This is a genomic window from Dactylosporangium thailandense, from assembly GCF_059739745.1.
In genome coordinates this window covers 5,928,518-5,943,166 of the sequence record NZ_AP029195.1, presented here as the reverse complement: position 1 = coordinate 5,943,166, position 14,649 = coordinate 5,928,518, and the positions used below count along the sequence as shown (strand labels likewise).

Here is a 14,649-nt window from a genome sequence, read left to right as displayed (position 1 = left end):
TCCGCGGCGAGCGCGAGCAGGGCGTCGACCGCCGCGGGGCCGCCGACCGTGCCGAGGGCCTCCCGGGCGTGTTCGCGGACGTGCGGGTCGGCGTCGCCGTTGAGCCTCAGCAGCGTCGGCATCACGGGGCCGCCGCCGCCCAGGCGCCCCAGGGCGTAGGCGACCATGGACCGCACCCGCGGAGCCGGATCGTCGGCCAGCGCGGCGATCGGCGCGGCCGCGTCGGCGCGGCCGGTGCCGCCGAGTCGGCTGACGACCGCCGCCCGCGCCTGCACGTCCGGCTCGCGCAGCGCCATGATGAGCAGGCGGAAGTCCCGGTCGTCGCCGGCGGGGTCGCCGATCGAGCCGATCGCCGTGGACCTGATCCGCGGATCGGGATCGGTGACGGCCGCGGCGAGCAGGTCGTGGTCCTCGGCCTCGGCCACGAACCCGAGCGCCCAGAGCCCGGCCCGGCGCTCGTCGGGCGCCTCGCTCGTGGCGAAGCGCAGCACGGCCCGCCGCGCGGCCGCCCCGTCCGCCTGCAGCAGCTCGATGATCTCGGTGTCCAGGCCGTCCTGGTCGTCGCCGAGGTCGCGGGCCGCGGCGCGCAGCAGCGTCGGGAGCGCCGTCACGCCCTGGATGCCGGCCAGGATGCCGGCGATCAGGTCGCGGCCGTAGAAGTTCCCGTCGTCGAGAAACGTGTCGAGCGCCCGCTTCAGGCGCGGCACGAGCGTGGTGTCACCGCCGGCCGCGAGCGCCGCGAGGAGCGGGGCGATGTCCTCGTAGTCGTCCTCGAGCTCCGTGGCATGCCGAACCACGGTCTCCACCGCCGAGATGCCGCCGATCATCGGGTCAGTATGGCCCGCCCCACCTGGTGCTCCGGGCGGGGTCGCTGTTAGCCTCCCGCCGTGCGCGTGATGGCGGGAGTTCTGGCGGTCGGCGTGATGGCGCTGGCCGGCTGCGGCGATGCGCCCGCGGCCCCCTCGGCGGCGGCGTCGGCGGCGGCCTCGGCGACGTCCGCGGCGGCCCCCACGTCGGCGGCCGCCCCGCCCCCGTCGGCGTCCGCGGCGCCGGTCGCCACCCCGGCCGCGGCGGACACGATCGCCTACACCGTCGTGCAGCCCAAGACGCTGCTCGGCCGGGCGCCCGCCACCGAGGCCGGCATCAAGGCGCAGGGCGTCAAGGTGAGCGACGGGTGGGGCGTGCGCTCCGGCGGGACGAAGGTGGCCGGCGCCTACGGCACCACCGGCAAGGAGAACGTGCTGCTCTTCGCCGCGTCGACCGCCGACATCACCGACCCGGCCGCGTTCGTGGAGCAGGTGGCGACGCAGGGCTTCGGCAAGTACAGCTTCCGGCCCGTCGACGGTGGTCCGATGCGGGGCGCGGTCCGGTGCGCCGACGCCTCCACCGCGGCGACCCCGGCGACCGTCTGCCTGTGGGCCGACGCGTACGACACCGGCGTCATCTACTTCTTCTTCGGCGCCGCGCGCGACGCGGAGCGCCTGCTGCCGCAGGCGCGGGCCCAGATCGAGGTCGACAAGAACAAGTAGGGCGCGCGGCCCGACTCATCAACCCGGGGGATCTCGTGTCGGACACCGATGTGGCACGGTTCGTGCTGGTTCGTTCGCGCTGGCAGGCGGCCGTCCCGGTGGGGGTCACGGTCGTGTTCCGGGCGCTGATCGCCGCCTATGCCCTGGCGCTCGGCGCCCGGGGGCCCATGCTGTTCGCCGTGCTGGTGGTGTTCGGGGTGACCGGGGCCATCGGCCTGCTCGCGTTCGTGGCCACCCTGACGACGCCGCCGGCCGAGGTGACCGCCGACGGGCTCCGGCTGCGCGAGCTGGCCATCTCGACCGGTCTGACCGGCATCGCCTGGTCCGAGGTGCGGGCCGCGTGGATCGCCTACCTCGGCAGCCAGCGGTGCCTGTTCGTGCTCGCCGGCGAGCGGGACCGGCCGTACTTCTCGCCGGTTCCCGACGGGCCGGGGGCCGCGGCCGCGGTGCGGGACCTGAGCGGTGGGACGGTCACCGTCGCGGACGAGCCGCCGCCCCGGCCGCGGACCGGCTCGCCGGTGTTCCGGCTGGCCGGGTTCGGGCGGGTGCGCCGGACGCCGTTGGCCGTGGCGGTCCTGCCGTGGGTGGCGATCCTGGTCCTGCTGCCGTGGCTGACCCATACGACGCCGGCGTGGGACCAGCCGTGGTGGCCCGGCAACCACTGAGCTGACCACTGGGCTGACCACTGAGATCGGCCCGCATTTGCGTGCATGGATCACCATCGGAAGGGTGATGGGATCTTCACACGCCGTGTCGGGGGCCGCCGGGTGGCTGGCGGGCTGTGCGGGGCTCGCGGCCCTGGGCGTGCCGGTCGCGCCGCCCGTGGTGATCGTCGGGACGGTCGTCGCGGCCGGGGCGGCGCTGCTGCCCGACTGCGACCACCCCAGCTCCTGCGTCGCGCACACGTTCGGCCCGGTGACGAAGTTCCTGTGCCGGCGCATCGGGCGGGCCTGTGCCGTGCTGCACGCCCGCACGCGCACGCCGCTCGACGTCCGTGACCTCGACGGGCACCGCACGCTCACGCACACCGTGCTCTGGGCGCTCGTCACCGGCCTGGTCGCGGCCGTGGGCGGGTGGCTCGGGGGCATCGCGGCCGCCGCGGTCGTGACGTTCGCCACGACCGGGCTCGCCGTGCGGGCGCTGTGGCCGAAGCGCAAGCGGGGCACGCTCGGGGCGACCCTCGGCGGGGCCGTCACCGCCGCGGCGCTCGTCACGTTCGGGCCGGCGGGCGGCTGGTGGTGGCTCGGGCTGCCGGTCGCGTTCGGGTGCCTCGCGCACATCGCCGGGGACGCGCTCACCAACACGGGGGTGCCCGCGCTGTTTCCGCTCAAGCTCGGCGGGCGGCGCTGGCGGCGGCTGCGGGCCCCGCGCGGGCTGCGCTTCGGGACCGGGGGCCGCGCCGAGCACCTCGTCCGCTGGGCGATGGTGGCGGGCGCGATCGGAGCGGGCTGGCTCCTGGCCGCCTAGCCCGCGCTCACGTCACCTGCGGGACAAGCCGTCGCACTTGCGGGACTGGCCGTCTCACTTGCGCGCGAGGCCGTCCAGGAACAGCGAGGTGCAGTCCTCGGCCAGGCGCGAGATCGGGTACTCCTTGGTCGGCTTGAACCAGCGCACCGACAACCACACCGCGTCACGCATCAGGCGGTACAGAATCTTCGGGTCGAGGTCCGAGCGGATCACGCCCTGGCCGATCCCGGCCTCGATGACCTGCAGCCAGGCGGCCTGGACCTCCTTGCCGGCGTTGCGCAGGTATCCGAACCGCTCGATCTGGATCAGGTAGTTGACGTCGTTCTGGTAGATCTCGGTGGCGTGCGGGTGTGCCTCCACCACCTCGAGCGACGCCACGATCAGGTCGTGCAGGCGGGTGCGCGGGTCCGTGTCGGCGGCCAGCACCCGCTTGTAGCGGGTCCGCAGGTCCTCGAGGTAGGAGGTGACGATCTCGTCGACCATCGCCTCCTTGGACTCGAAGTGGTGGTAGAGGCTCCCGGACAGGATGCCGACCTCGTCGGCGATCTCACGCACTGTGGTCGCCGCCACGCCCTTGTTGGCGAACAGCGCCGCGGCGCTGGCGAGAATCCGCTCGCGTCGTTCTCCAGACTCCCGCGCCATGCCGTGTCCTTTGCAGAGAAGGTGATGTATCCCGCCGGAGTGTACCGACCCCGTGAGAAAACGAGTGTAGCGTAATCAAGCAAGCGCTTGGTACGGTCGTGTGGCAAGTCAGCCTGCGGGAGTAAGGCGGCCAAACACAGCGATGGCGAACAAGCAGATGTCCCCCGACGAGGTCGTGTCCCGGTTACGCTCCGGCATGACCATCGGGATCGGCGGCTGGGGGTCGCGGCGCAAGCCCATGGCCCTGGTGCGCGCGATCCTGCGCTCCGACCTCACCGACCTCACGATCGTGAGCTACGGCGGCCCCGACGTGGGCCTGCTGCTGGCGGCGAAGAAGGTCCGGCATTTGATCTACGGGTTCGTGTCGCTCGACTCGATCCCGCTCGAGCCGCATTTCCGTGCGGCCCGGGAGAGCGGCGCGGTCGAGGTGACCGAGTACGACGAGGGCATGCTGCGCTGGGGGCTCTACGCGGCCACCTGCCGCCTGCCGTTCCTGCCCAGCCGCGTCGGGCTCGGCTCCGACGTGCTCACCGTGAACCCGTCCCTGCGGATGGTCGCCTCGCCCTACGGCGGCGAGGAGTTCGTCGCGATGCCGGCCCTGCAGCTCGACGCGGCCCTGGTGCACCTGAACCGGGCCGACGTGCACGGCAACGCGCAGTACCTCGGCATGGACCCGTACTTCGACGACCTCTTCTGCACCGCGGCCGAGCAGGCCTACGTGTCCGTCGAGCGGATCGTCCCCACGGCCGAGCTGACGCGGGACGCGCCCGTGCAGAGCCTGCTGCTGCAGCGCTGGATGGTGCACGGCGTGGTCGAGGCCCCCGGCGGCGCGCACTTCACCTCCTGCGACCCAGACTACGGGCGCGACGAGGCGTTCCAGCGCGAGTACGCCGACGCCGCCGCCGATCCCGAGCGCTGGCGGCAGTTCTACGAGCGGTACCTGGACGGCGACGAGGCCGCTTACCGTGCCGCCGTCGAGACCAGGAGCGTGGCCGCATGAGCGGTCCGGAGCGAAGCGGAGGGGCCGCTCATCATGAACACAGTTTCCTCGTGCCGGCGCCGGAGCTTGCGGAGGTGACGGCATGAGCGACGTCACCCGCGCGGAATATTGTGCGATCGCGTGCGCCGAGGCCTGGCGCGGCGACGGGGAGATCCTGGCGAGCCCGGTCGGCGTGGTGCCGAGCATCGCCGCCCGCCTGGCCCGCGCCACGTTCGCGCCCGACCTGCTGCTCTCCGACGGCGAGGCGATGCTCGGCGTGGGCACCTGGGCGCTCGGGCAGGCCCCGGCCGAGGTCGAGGGCTGGGTGCCGTTCCGGGCCGTGTTCGACCTGCTCTACACCGGGCACCGGCACGTCATGATGATGCCGAGCCAGATCGACCGGTACGGCAACGCCAACATCTCCGCGATCGGCGACTTCGCGCGCCCGACCCGCCAGCTGCTCGGCGTGCGCGGCGCGCCCGGCAACACGGTGAGCCACCCGACGAGCTACTGGGTGCCGCGGCACGGCAAGCGCGCGTTCGTGGCGGCCGTCGACATGGTCAGCGGCGTCGGTTACGACCGCGCCGCCGCCGACCCGGCCGCGGGCAAGTACCACGAGCTGCGGCGGGTGGTCAGCAACCTCGGTGTCTTCGACTTCGACACCGAGGACCACCGCATGCGCCTGGCGTCGGTGCACCCGGGCGTGACGGTCGACGAGGTCCTCGCCGCGACCGCCTTTGATTTAGTTGTACCGGCTGAGGTCCCGCAAACCCGCGAGCCCACCGAGGACGAGTTGCGGCTCATCCGCGAGGTGATCGACCCCAAGGGCGCCCGCTCGCGCGAGGTGTCGTCGTGAGCGGTCCGGAGCGCAGCGGAGGGGCCGCCCACCATCGGCTCAGGGTTTCCGCCCCGGCGCCGGAGCTTGCGGAGGTGACGGGGTGAGCACTGGGGCGCTGCGGACGCCGATCTGCGAGCTGTTCGGGGTGAAGTACCCCATCGTGCAGACCGGCATGGGCTGGGTCTCCGACGCCGGGCTCACCGCGGCCACCGCCAACGCCGGCGGCCTGGGCGTCCTCGCCAGTGCCACCCTGTCCTACGACGAGCTCGTCACCGCGATCGCCGACGTCAAGGCCCGCACCGACAAGCCCTTCGGGGTCAACCTGCGCGCCGACGCGCCCGACGCCGGCCGCCGGGCCGACCTGCTCATCCGCGAGGGGGTCCGGGTCGCCTCCTTCGCCCTGGCCCCCAAGCCGGAGCTGATCGACAAGCTGAAGTCGGCCGGCGTGGTGGTGGTGCCCTCCGTCGGCGCGCGCCGGCACGCCGAGAAGGTCGCGGCCTGGGGCGCCGACGCCGTCGTGGTGCAGGGCGGCGAGGGCGGCGGGCACACCGGCCCCGTGCCGATCTCCCTGCTGCTGCCCCAGGTCGTCGACGCCGTCGACATCCCGGTGGTCGCGGCCGGCGGCTACCACGACGGGCGCGGGCTCGTCGCCGCGCTCGCCTACGGCGCGGCCGGGATCGCCATGGGCACCCGGTTCCTGCTCACCACCGACAGCCCGATCGCCGAGGACGTCAAGCGGCGCTACCTCGCCGCGACCGTCACCGACACCGTGGTCACCGACGCGCTCGACGGGGTGCCGCAGCGCGTGCTGCGCACCGGGTTCGTCGACGCCCTCGCGAAACCGTCGGTCCCCGGGCGGCGGCTCGCCCGCGCGTTCGGCAGCGCCCGGGCGTTCCGGAAGCTCTCGGGGCGCTCGTGGGTGTCGCTGCTGCGCGAGGGGCGGGCGATGCGCGGGCACGGGCTGCGGTACGACCAGGTGCTCCTGGCCGCGAACACCCCCATGCTCATCCGCAACGCGATGGTCGAGGGGCGGCCCGACGCCGGCGTCATGGCCAGCGGGCAGGTTGCGGGGCTCATCGACGACCTGCCCAGCGTCGCCGAGCTGGTCGAGCGGATCATGGCCGAGGCCGAGACCGCGCTGAAGCGGCTGGCCTGATGCCCGCGTACGCGATCGACGGCGTCGTCCCGGTCGTGGACCCGGACGCCTACGTCCACCCGACCGCGGTGCTCATCGGCGACGTCCACGTCGGCCCCGGCTGCTACGTGGGGCCCCTCGCCAGCCTGCGCGGGGACTTCGGCCGGATCGTCATGCTGGACGGCTCGAACCTGCAGGACTCCTGCGTCTTCCACACGTTCCCGGGCACCGAGGCGGTGCTCGGCCGGCACGGCCACGTCGGGCACGGCGCGGTGCTGCACGGCTGCGTCATCGGCGACGGGGTGCTCGTGGGCATGAACGCGGTCGTGATGGACGGCGCCGACGTCGGGGCGGAGGCGTTCGTCGGCGCGCACGCGTTCGTCAAGGCCGGCTTCGTGGTGCCGCCGCGCACCCTCGCGGCCGGGTCGCCGGCTCGCGTCGTGCGCGACCTGACGCCCGCGGAGCTCGCCTGGAAGGCCAACGGCACGCGGGTGTACCAGGAGCTGGCCGCCCGCAGCCGGGCCTCCCTCCGCGAGGTCGAGCCGCTGCCGGCGCCCGAGCCCGACCGGCCCGAGCTGCCGACCGGCCCCGAAACCGCGGTCCCGCTCGGCGTCGCCCGGGCTAGTGAACCAAACAAGCGCTTGGTAGAGTGATCGCATGCTGGAGAAGACCGCAGGTCACGGCCTGCTCGCCGGCCGCACGGTGCTCGTCACCGCCGCCGCCGGCACGGGCATCGGGTTCGCGACCGCCGAGCGCTGCCTGGAGGAGGGCGCCACCGTCGCGATCAGCGACCGGCACGAGCGCCGGCTCGCCGAGACCGCCGAGCGCCTCGGCGTGCTCGGGGTGCCCTGCGACGTCACCGACGAGGCCCAGGTCCAGCGGCTCTTCGACACCGTGACCGAGCGGCTCGGCGGGCTGGACGTGCTCGTGAACAACGCCGGGCTCGGCGGCACGGCGAACATCGTGGACATGACCGACGAGCAGTGGTCCACGGTCCTCGACGTGACGCTCACCGGCACCTTCCGCTGCACCCGGGCGGCGCTGCGGCACATGATGCCGCGCGGCCGGGGCGTGGTGGTCAACAACGCCTCGGTCATCGGCTGGCGGGCGCAGGAGGGGCAGGCGCACTACGCCGCGGCCAAGGCCGGGGTCATGGCGCTCACCCGCGTGTCCGCCGTCGAGGCGGCCAGGGCCGGGGTGCGGGTCAACGCGGTGGCGCCCAGCCTCGCGATGCACCCGCACCTGGCCAAGGTCACCACCGAGGAACTGCTCGCGGAGCTGTCCCAGCGCGAGGCGTTCGGGCGGCCGGCCGAGCCGTGGGAGGTGGCCAATGTGATCGTCTTCCTGGCCAGTGACTACAGCACGTACATGACCGGCGAGGTCGTGTCGGTCAGCAGTCAGCATCCGTAGGGGTTCACATGGTCGACGACAGTGCCGCCGGACGCATCGGCGAGCCGTTCACCCTCGACGTCGAGCGCGGCAAGATCCGCGAGTTCGCCCGGGCCACGCACTCGGCCAACCCGGCCTATCTGGACACCGAGGACCCGGTCGTGCCGGCGACGTTCCTCACCACCGCGTTCTTCTGGCAGTCCGGCGCCGCCGACCCGTGGGAGGCGGTGGCGATGGACCAGCACAAGGGGCTGCACGCCGAGCAGGAGTTCGTGTTCCACGGCCCGCCGCCGCGCGCCGGGGCCCGGCTCACCGGGGTGTCCCGGATCGAGTCGGTGACCCGCAAGGAGGGCCGCTCCGGGCCGCTCGCGTTCGCCGTCATGGTGACCGAGTTCCGCGACGAGACCGGCCGGCTCGTCGCCACCGCGAAGCTGACGGGGGTCGAGGCAGGATGAGCCCGCTCGTTGTCGGACCGCTGACGCGCACGGATCTGGTGAAGTACCAGGGCGCTTCGGGCGACTTCAACCCGATCCACCACGACGAGACCTTCGCCCGCGAGTCCGGCCTGCCGGCCCCGCTCGCGCTGGGCATGCTGCAGGCCGGGTTCCTGGCCACCTGGGCCACCGACGCGTTCGGCGCCGAGAACGTCCGCGCGTTCCGGGTCCGCTTCGCCGCCCGGGTCTTCCCCGGCGACACGGTCACCTGCGACGGCACCGTCACCGCCCGCCGCCCCGGCGAGCTCGACGTCGAGATGACCTGCACCAAACAGGACGGCACCGTCGCCGTGTACGGCTGGGCGACCTTCGCGACCGAAGAGGACCAATGATCACCTCGACTGTGGACGACCGCGGCATCGCCGAGATCGTCATGGACAACCCGCCCGTGAACGCGCTGCCGGTCAAGGGCTGGTTCGACCTCGCCGGCGCGCTGGACGCGGCCGGGGCCGACCCGGCGGTGCGGGCGGTGGTGCTGCGGGCCGAGGGCCGCGGCTTCAACGCCGGCGTCGACATCAAGGAGCTGCAGGCCGCCAAGGACTTCAGCGCGATCGTCGGGGTGAACAAGGGCTGCGCGGCCGCGTTCGCCGCCGTCTACGACTGCCCCGTGCCCGTCGTCGCGGCCGTGCAGGGCTTCTGCCTCGGCGGCGGCATCGGGCTGTGCGGCAACGCCGACATCATCGTCGCCGCCGACGACGCGACCTTCGGGCTGCCCGAGGTCGACCGGGGCGCGCTCGGCGCCGCGACCCACCTCGCGCGGCTGGTGCCCCAGCACAAGATGCGCGCGATGATGTACACCTCGGCCACCGCGACCGCCGCCGAGCTGCACGCGTTCGGGTCGGTGCTGCGGGTCGTGCCGCGCGAGGAGCTGCGGGCGGCGGCGTTCGAGGTCGCGGCGAACATCGCGGCCAAGAACCCCACCGTGATCCGGGCCGCCAAGGAGTCGCTCAACGGGATCGACCCCTGGGAGCCGAAGCGCAGCTACCGGTACGAGCAGGGCTTCACCTACGAGCTGAACCTCACGGGCGTCGCCGACCGCGTGCGGGACGAGTTCGGCCGATGACGGTCGACCTGTCCGACACGCCCGCCGAGGCCGCGTTCCGGGCCGAGGCGCGCGACTGGCTGCGGGCGAACGTGCCCGCCGAGCCGCTGCCGTCCGGCGACACCCGCGATGGCTTCGCCGCGCACCTGGACTGGGAGCGGCGGCTGTTCGACGCGCGCTGGGCGGTGGTGTCGTGGCCGTCCGCGTACGGCGGCCGGGACGCGTCGCTGTGGGAGTGGCTGATCTTCGAGGAGGAGTACTACGCCGCCGGGGCCCCGCAGCGGGTCACCCAGAACGGCATCTTCCTGCTCGCCCCGACGCTGTTCGAGTTCGGCTCCGACGAGCAGCGCGACACCCTGCTGCCGCGGATGGCCGCGGCCCAGGACCTGTGGTGCCAGGGCTGGTCCGAGCCCGGCGCCGGCAGCGACCTCGCCGCGATCGCGAGCCGCGCGGTGCGGGCCGAGGGCGGCTGGCGGCTGAGCGGGCAGAAGACGTGGACGACCCGGGGCGCGTTCTGCACCCACCTGTTCGGGCTCTTCCGCACCGACCCGGACGCGCCCCGCCACCGCGGCCTCACATACTTCCTCGTCCCCCTCGACACCGAGGGCGTGACCGTGCGCGGCTTCGGCCGCCTCGACGGCGACGAGGGCTTCGCCGAGGTCTTCTTCGACGACGTCTTCGTCCCCGACACGGCCGTGCTCGGCGGCCTGCACCAGGGCTGGAAGGTGGCGATGGCGACCACCGGCTCCGAGCGCGGCCTGACCCTGCGCTCCCCGGGCCGGTTCCTGCACGCCGCCGAGCGCCTCATCGCGCTCGCGATCGCGCACCGGGACCGGCTGCGGCCGGCCACCCGGGAGCGGGTCACCCGCGCCTGGCTGCGCGCCCGCGCGTACCGCCACTTCACCCTGCACCAGGTCACCGGCCTGGTCGAGGGCCGCCCGCCCGGCGCCCGCTCGAGTCTCAACAAGCTCTACTGGTCGCAGCTGGACATCGACCTGCACGAGGTGGCGCTGGAGCTGCTGGGCGCGCAGGCGCTGCTCGACGGCCCGTGGACGCGGGGCTACCAGTTCTCCCTCGCCGGCCCCATCTACGCGGGGACCAACGAGATCCAGCGCAACATCGTCGCCGAGCGGGTGCTCGGCCTGCCCCGATAGGTTCGCCGATGCGCTTCGCCCCCACTGACGAGCAACTCGCCTTCGCCGACGCGGTCCGGGCGCCCCTGGCGGCCGGCGACTGGGACGCCCTCGCCGCGATGGACGTCTTCGCCGACCTCGGGCTCACGGCGACCGACTTCGTGGGGGTGCTGGAGGCGGCCGGGTACGCCGCGATCGACGAGCCCTTCTCCGCCACCGCGTTCGTCGCGGGGCCGCTGCTGGCCGCGCTCGGCGATCCGCGGGGCACCGACGGCTCCCGCATCGCCCTGGCCGGGGCGGGCGGCCTGACCCCGTTCGGCGCCAAGGCCGACTGGATCCTGCACCTCGACGCCGATGTGGCCCGGATCGGCGCCGCCGCCGGAGCCCCGGTGTCCACCGTGGACCCGTTCCTCAGCGCGACCGTCTCCACCGGCGCCGACGTCCTCACGGATGACCCGGCCCTGGTGCGCCCGGCGCGGCTGCGGGCCGGGCTGGCGCTGGCCGCCGAGCTCGTCGGGCTCGGGCGGCGGATGCTCGACCTCACCGTGGCCTACGTCAAGCAGCGCCACCAGTTCGGCGCGCCCGTCGGCAGCTTCCAGGCCGTCAAGCACCACCTCGCCGACGCCCTGCTCGGCCTCGAGTTCGCCGCCCCCGAGGTGCTCGCCGCCGCCTGGGCCGTCGAGCACGACGTGGACGCCGAGCGGGCCGTGGACGCCGCGGTCGTGCTCGCCGCCGAGGCCGCCCACGAGGCCGGGCGCGCCGCGATCCAGTGCCACGGCGCGATCGGCTACACGGTGGAGTACGAGCTGCACCGGTACGTCAAACGGGCCTGGGCCCTGGAATCCCTGGCGGAGACCGGCGCCCGGCTGGACCGCATCGCCACATCCCTCGCCCTCCCGGAGGCAACCTTATGAGTGACGACGTCGTCCTCTACCGCACCGAAGGCCCCGTCGCCGTCGTGACGATGCACCGGCCGCAGTACCGCAACGCCCAGAACTCCAAGATGACCTACGCGCTCGACGACGCCTTCGGCCGGGCCGCCGCCGACGACGACGTCAAGGTGATCGTGCTGGCCGGCTCGGGCGAGCACTTCTCCGCCGGCCACGACATCGGCACCCCCGGCCGCGACATCGACCAGAGCTTCGAGCGCCGCGCCGGGCTGTGGTGGGACCACGTCGGCAAGGAGGGCGCCGAGAGCCGCTTCGCCCGCGAGTCGGAGGTCTACCTCGGCATGTGCCGGCGCTGGCGGGAGCTGCCGAAGCCGACGATCGCCATGGTGCAGGGCGCCTGCATCGCGGGCGGGCTCATGCTCGCCTGGTGCTGCGACCTCATCGTCGCCGCCGACGACGCGTTCTTCGCCGACCCGGTGGTGCGGATGGGCATCCCCGGCGTCGAGTACTTCGCACACCCGTGGGTCATGGGTCCCCGCTACGCCAAGGAGTTCCTGTTCCTCGGCGAGCGCGTGCCGGCCGAGCGGGCCCTGGCGCTGGGCATGGTGAACCGGGTCGTGCCCCGGGACGGCCTGGAGTCGTCCACGATGGACATCGCGAACCGGATCGCGGCCATGCCGCGGCTGGGGCTGGCGCTGACGAAGAAGGCGGTCAACCAGGCCGAGGACCTGATGGGCCTGCGGGCCGGGATGGACTCCGTCTTCGGCCTGCACCACGTGGCCCACGCGCACAACGCCGAGGTGGGCAAGGACGCCCTGGCCGGGCACGACGCGCGCTCGATGCGTTCCTCATGAGCGCCCAGCGATACTCCGGCAGCGTTGCCCTCGTCACCGGGGCCGCCTCCGGCATCGGGGCGGCCACCGTCCGCCGGCTGCTGCGCGAGGGCGCCCGGGTCGCGGCCCTGGACGTGGCGCCCATGGAGGAGTCGGGCGACGACGTGCTGGCGCTGCACTGCGACGTGCGCGACGAGGCCGAGGTCGCCGCGGCGGTGGCGCGCGCGGCGGACTGGGGCGGCCGGCTCGACCTGGTCGCCAACGTCGCCGGGGTCGCCTCCTACCAGCACACCTCCGAGGTGACGCTCGCCGAGTGGGAGCGCATCATCGGCATCAACCTCACCGGCACGTTCCTGGTCGCGCGGGCCGCGCTGGAGCCGCTCGTGGCCGCCCGCGGGGCGATCGTGAACGTGGCCTCCCTCGCCGGGGTGCGCGGGTGGCGGTACAGCGCCGCCTATTCGGCCGCGAAGGGCGGCGTGGTCGCGCTGACCCGCTCGCTGGCCGTGGAGCTGGCGCCCTCGGGAGTCCGGGTCACGTGCGTGTGCCCCGGCTCCGTGGACACGCCGCTGCGGGCCGGGCTGGCGCCGGTGCCGAATCCGCATCCCCGGCTGGCGGGCATCGGCGGGGCGCTGGTCGACCCGCCCGTGGCCGATCCGGCGGAGGTCGCGGCGGCCATCGCGTACCTGGGCTCGGCCGAGGCCCGCTTCGCCGCCGGTGCGGTGCTGCGCCTGGACGGGGGAGCGGGTGTCTGAGTTCCCGGCGTCCAGAGTGGACGCGTTCTACGCCGACGGCTCCTGGAGCGCCGACACGATCGCGGACTACGTGGCCCGCAACGATCCCTCCGGCATCGCGTTCCACGCGCCGGAGGGGACGTTCACCTGGCGGGAGTACGACGAGCTGTCCTCGCGCCTCGCGATGTCCTATGTGGACCAGGGCTTCGCGCCGGGGGACCGGCTCGCGGTGCTGCTCACCGGCGGCGCGCTGACCCACATCGCGTACCTGGCCGCGCAGAAAGCCGGCCTGGTCACGGTCGGCATCGGCCCGCGGGCCGGGGACGCCGAGATCGCGCACCTGCTGCGCAAGACCGGCGCCGCCCTGGCCACCCGGGCCGAGCACCGGGGCCGCCCGGGCGCCGCCATCGCCGCCGCGTGCGGCGCGCACCGCCACGTGCTGCTGGACCTCGAGACCCTGCCCGCGCAGGGGCTGGCCGAGGCCCGGATGGGCCCGGACGACCTGTTCTTCCTCAACTCCACCTCGGGCACGACCGGCCTGCCGAAGGTGGTGCGCCAGACGCTGAACAACCGCAAGTACTTCGGCCCCCTGGCCCACGCCGCGGGCCGCTTCGGCCCGGACGAGGTCGTCGCCAGCGTGCTGCCCGCCCCCTACGGCTTCGGCCTGTGGAGCGCGCACGTCGTCCCGGCGATGTACGGCTACCCGGCCGTGCTCACCGCCGAGTTCGACGCCGCCGAGACCCTGCGGCTGATCGAGCGGCACCGGGTGACCGTCCTGTGCGCGGTGACGGCCCAGTTCATCATGATGCTCAACAGCCCCGGCTTCGCCTCGGCCGACCTGTCCTCGCTGCGTGTCATGTTCACCGGCGGGGAGCGGGTGCCGCTGGCCCGGGCGCGCGAGTTCGAGGAGCGCACGGGCTGCTCGGTGCTGCAGTTCTACGGCTCCAACGAGGCCGGCCCGATCTCGGTGACCACGGTGGACGATCCGCCGCAGCGCCGCCTGACGACCGCGGGGCGCCCGATCCCGGCGATGCGGCTGCGCCTGGTCGGCGAGGGCCAGATCTCCGTCGACGGCCCCGGCTGCACCCCCGGGTACCTCGACGACGACGCGGCCAACGCGGCCCTCTTCCGCCCCGACGGCCGGCTGCTGACCGGCGACGTCGGCGCGATCGACGCCGACGGGTACCTCGCGATCACCGGCCGCATCGCCGACTTCATCATCCGCGGCGGGCACAACGTCAGCGCCCTCGTCGTGGAGGAGGCCGTCGCCGGGCACCCGGCGGTGGCGGCGGTCGCGGTGGTCGCCGCGCCCGACCCGGTGCTCGGCGAGCGGGCCTGCGCCTACGTGGTGACCCGCGCCCCGCTCACGCTGGACGACCTGCGCACCCACCTCGACGCGGGCGGGGTCGGCAAGCAGAACTGGCCCGAGCACCTGGTCGAGCTGCCGGCGCTGCCGCTCGGCACCGGCGGCAAGGTGGACAAGGCCGCCCTGCGCGCCGATGCCGCGAGGCGCTTCGCCCAGGCCTAGCCGGTCCGAACGGGCCGGC

Annotated in this window: 17 protein-coding genes and 1 pseudogene; 16 read left to right on the top strand and 2 right to left on the bottom strand. The window is 74.0% G+C overall.

All coding sequences use genetic code 11. The features are described 5' to 3' along the window. Positions 1-8: 8 nt before the first annotated feature. Positions 9-827: pseudogene (locus AC6JBM_RS26035) on the bottom strand (HEAT repeat domain-containing protein); the annotation flags it as partial. 60 nt (positions 828-887) lie between these two features. Here AC6JBM_RS26035 and AC6JBM_RS26030 point away from each other — a divergent pair. From AC6JBM_RS26030 to AC6JBM_RS26020, 3 genes are all read left to right on the top strand, one after another. After that, positions 888-1,529 (top strand): hypothetical protein, encoded by a 642-nt coding sequence (locus tag AC6JBM_RS26030; RefSeq protein WP_497986188.1) that lies wholly within the window; start codon positions 888-890, stop codon positions 1,527-1,529. 35 nt (positions 1,530-1,564) lie between these two features. After that, positions 1,565-2,194 carry a hypothetical protein gene (locus AC6JBM_RS26025; protein ID WP_497986187.1) on the top strand — a complete coding sequence of 210 codons (630 nt, stop codon included), beginning with the start codon at positions 1,565-1,567 and terminating at the stop codon, positions 2,192-2,194. A 67-nt stretch (positions 2,195-2,261) separates the two neighbouring features. Continuing rightward, a complete protein-coding gene (locus tag AC6JBM_RS26020) occupies positions 2,262-2,996 on the top strand; it encodes a metal-dependent hydrolase (RefSeq protein ID WP_497986528.1) in 735 nt (244 codons plus the stop codon). 54 nt (positions 2,997-3,050) lie between these two features. Here AC6JBM_RS26020 and AC6JBM_RS26015 read toward each other — a convergent pair whose 3' ends face one another. Further along, positions 3,051-3,638, bottom strand: a complete 588-nt coding sequence (locus AC6JBM_RS26015) for a TetR/AcrR family transcriptional regulator (RefSeq protein ID WP_497986186.1) — start codon at positions 3,636-3,638, stop codon at positions 3,051-3,053. A 142-nt stretch (positions 3,639-3,780) separates the two neighbouring features. Between AC6JBM_RS26015 and AC6JBM_RS26010 the strand changes: the two genes are divergently transcribed. The 13 genes from AC6JBM_RS26010 to AC6JBM_RS25950 all read left to right on the top strand — a co-directional run bounded on the left by AC6JBM_RS26010 (position 3,781) and on the right by AC6JBM_RS25950 (position 14,630). Continuing rightward, on the top strand, positions 3,781-4,638 hold the full coding sequence (locus tag AC6JBM_RS26010; protein ID WP_497986185.1) for a CoA transferase subunit A: 858 nt from the start codon (positions 3,781-3,783) through the stop codon (positions 4,636-4,638). Between the two features lie 82 nt (positions 4,639-4,720). After that, complete coding sequence (locus AC6JBM_RS26005; protein ID WP_497986184.1) at positions 4,721-5,473, top strand: CoA-transferase subunit beta; 753 nt, start codon at positions 4,721-4,723, stop codon at positions 5,471-5,473. 82 nt (positions 5,474-5,555) lie between these two features. Next, on the top strand, positions 5,556-6,611 hold the full coding sequence (locus tag AC6JBM_RS26000) for an NAD(P)H-dependent flavin oxidoreductase (RefSeq protein WP_497986183.1): 1,056 nt from the start codon (positions 5,556-5,558) through the stop codon (positions 6,609-6,611). Beyond that, positions 6,611-7,243 (top strand): acyltransferase, encoded by a 633-nt coding sequence (locus AC6JBM_RS25995; RefSeq protein WP_497986182.1) that lies wholly within the window; start codon positions 6,611-6,613, stop codon positions 7,241-7,243. The genes AC6JBM_RS26000 and AC6JBM_RS25995 overlap by 1 nt, the downstream gene beginning before the upstream one ends. 4 nt (positions 7,244-7,247) lie before the next feature. Beyond that, positions 7,248-8,000: an SDR family oxidoreductase gene (locus tag AC6JBM_RS25990; RefSeq protein WP_497986181.1), complete on the top strand. Its 753-nt coding sequence runs from the start codon at positions 7,248-7,250 to the stop codon at positions 7,998-8,000. Positions 8,001-8,008: 8 nt separating this feature from the next. After that, complete coding sequence (locus tag AC6JBM_RS25985; RefSeq protein ID WP_433087773.1) at positions 8,009-8,434, top strand: FAS1-like dehydratase domain-containing protein; 426 nt, start codon at positions 8,009-8,011, stop codon at positions 8,432-8,434. Continuing rightward, a complete protein-coding gene (locus AC6JBM_RS25980) occupies positions 8,431-8,805 on the top strand; it encodes a MaoC family dehydratase (protein WP_497986180.1) in 375 nt (124 codons plus the stop codon). Before AC6JBM_RS25985 ends, AC6JBM_RS25980 begins: the two co-directional genes overlap by 4 nt. Continuing rightward, on the top strand, positions 8,802-9,536 hold the full coding sequence (locus AC6JBM_RS25975; protein ID WP_497986179.1) for an enoyl-CoA hydratase family protein: 735 nt from the start codon (positions 8,802-8,804) through the stop codon (positions 9,534-9,536). Before AC6JBM_RS25980 ends, AC6JBM_RS25975 begins: the two co-directional genes overlap by 4 nt. Next, entirely contained in the window at positions 9,533-10,669 is a 1,137-nt protein-coding gene (locus tag AC6JBM_RS25970) for an acyl-CoA dehydrogenase family protein (RefSeq protein ID WP_497986178.1), read from the top strand. Before AC6JBM_RS25975 ends, AC6JBM_RS25970 begins: the two co-directional genes overlap by 4 nt. 8 nt (positions 10,670-10,677) lie before the next feature. Beyond that, entirely contained in the window at positions 10,678-11,562 is an 885-nt protein-coding gene (locus AC6JBM_RS25965) for an acyl-CoA dehydrogenase family protein (protein ID WP_497986177.1), read from the top strand. Next, entirely contained in the window at positions 11,559-12,392 is an 834-nt protein-coding gene (locus tag AC6JBM_RS25960) for an enoyl-CoA hydratase (RefSeq protein ID WP_497986176.1), read from the top strand. Before AC6JBM_RS25965 ends, AC6JBM_RS25960 begins: the two co-directional genes overlap by 4 nt. Beyond that, the gene (locus AC6JBM_RS25955; protein ID WP_497986175.1) at positions 12,389-13,123 is read left to right on the top strand and encodes an SDR family NAD(P)-dependent oxidoreductase; all 735 of its coding nucleotides are present in this window, start codon (positions 12,389-12,391) and stop codon (positions 13,121-13,123) included. The genes AC6JBM_RS25960 and AC6JBM_RS25955 overlap by 4 nt, the downstream gene beginning before the upstream one ends. Beyond that, positions 13,116-14,630 carry a class I adenylate-forming enzyme family protein gene (locus AC6JBM_RS25950; RefSeq protein WP_497986174.1) on the top strand — a complete coding sequence of 505 codons (1,515 nt, stop codon included), beginning with the start codon at positions 13,116-13,118 and terminating at the stop codon, positions 14,628-14,630. Before AC6JBM_RS25955 ends, AC6JBM_RS25950 begins: the two co-directional genes overlap by 8 nt. Positions 14,631-14,649 lie beyond the last annotated feature (19 nt).

Coding starts and splice junctions, on each gene's coding strand:
- AC6JBM_RS26020 (WP_497986528.1), top strand. CDS start 2,262: ATGGGATCTTCACACGCCGTGTCGGGGGCCGCCGGGTGGCTGGCGGGC.
- AC6JBM_RS26015 (WP_497986186.1), bottom strand. CDS start 3,638: ATGGCGCGGGAGTCTGGAGAACGACGCGAGCGGATTCTCGCCAGCGCC.
- AC6JBM_RS26010 (WP_497986185.1), top strand. CDS start 3,781: ATGGCGAACAAGCAGATGTCCCCCGACGAGGTCGTGTCCCGGTTACGC.
- AC6JBM_RS26005 (WP_497986184.1), top strand. CDS start 4,721: ATGAGCGACGTCACCCGCGCGGAATATTGTGCGATCGCGTGCGCCGAG.
- AC6JBM_RS25995 (WP_497986182.1), top strand. CDS start 6,611: ATGCCCGCGTACGCGATCGACGGCGTCGTCCCGGTCGTGGACCCGGAC.
- AC6JBM_RS25990 (WP_497986181.1), top strand. CDS start 7,248: ATGCTGGAGAAGACCGCAGGTCACGGCCTGCTCGCCGGCCGCACGGTG.
- AC6JBM_RS25985 (WP_433087773.1), top strand. CDS start 8,009: ATGGTCGACGACAGTGCCGCCGGACGCATCGGCGAGCCGTTCACCCTC.
- AC6JBM_RS25980 (WP_497986180.1), top strand. CDS start 8,431: ATGAGCCCGCTCGTTGTCGGACCGCTGACGCGCACGGATCTGGTGAAG.
- AC6JBM_RS25975 (WP_497986179.1), top strand. CDS start 8,802: ATGATCACCTCGACTGTGGACGACCGCGGCATCGCCGAGATCGTCATG.
- AC6JBM_RS25970 (WP_497986178.1), top strand. CDS start 9,533: ATGACGGTCGACCTGTCCGACACGCCCGCCGAGGCCGCGTTCCGGGCC.
- AC6JBM_RS25965 (WP_497986177.1), top strand. CDS start 10,678: ATGCGCTTCGCCCCCACTGACGAGCAACTCGCCTTCGCCGACGCGGTC.
- AC6JBM_RS25960 (WP_497986176.1), top strand. CDS start 11,559: ATGAGTGACGACGTCGTCCTCTACCGCACCGAAGGCCCCGTCGCCGTC.
- AC6JBM_RS25955 (WP_497986175.1), top strand. CDS start 12,389: ATGAGCGCCCAGCGATACTCCGGCAGCGTTGCCCTCGTCACCGGGGCC.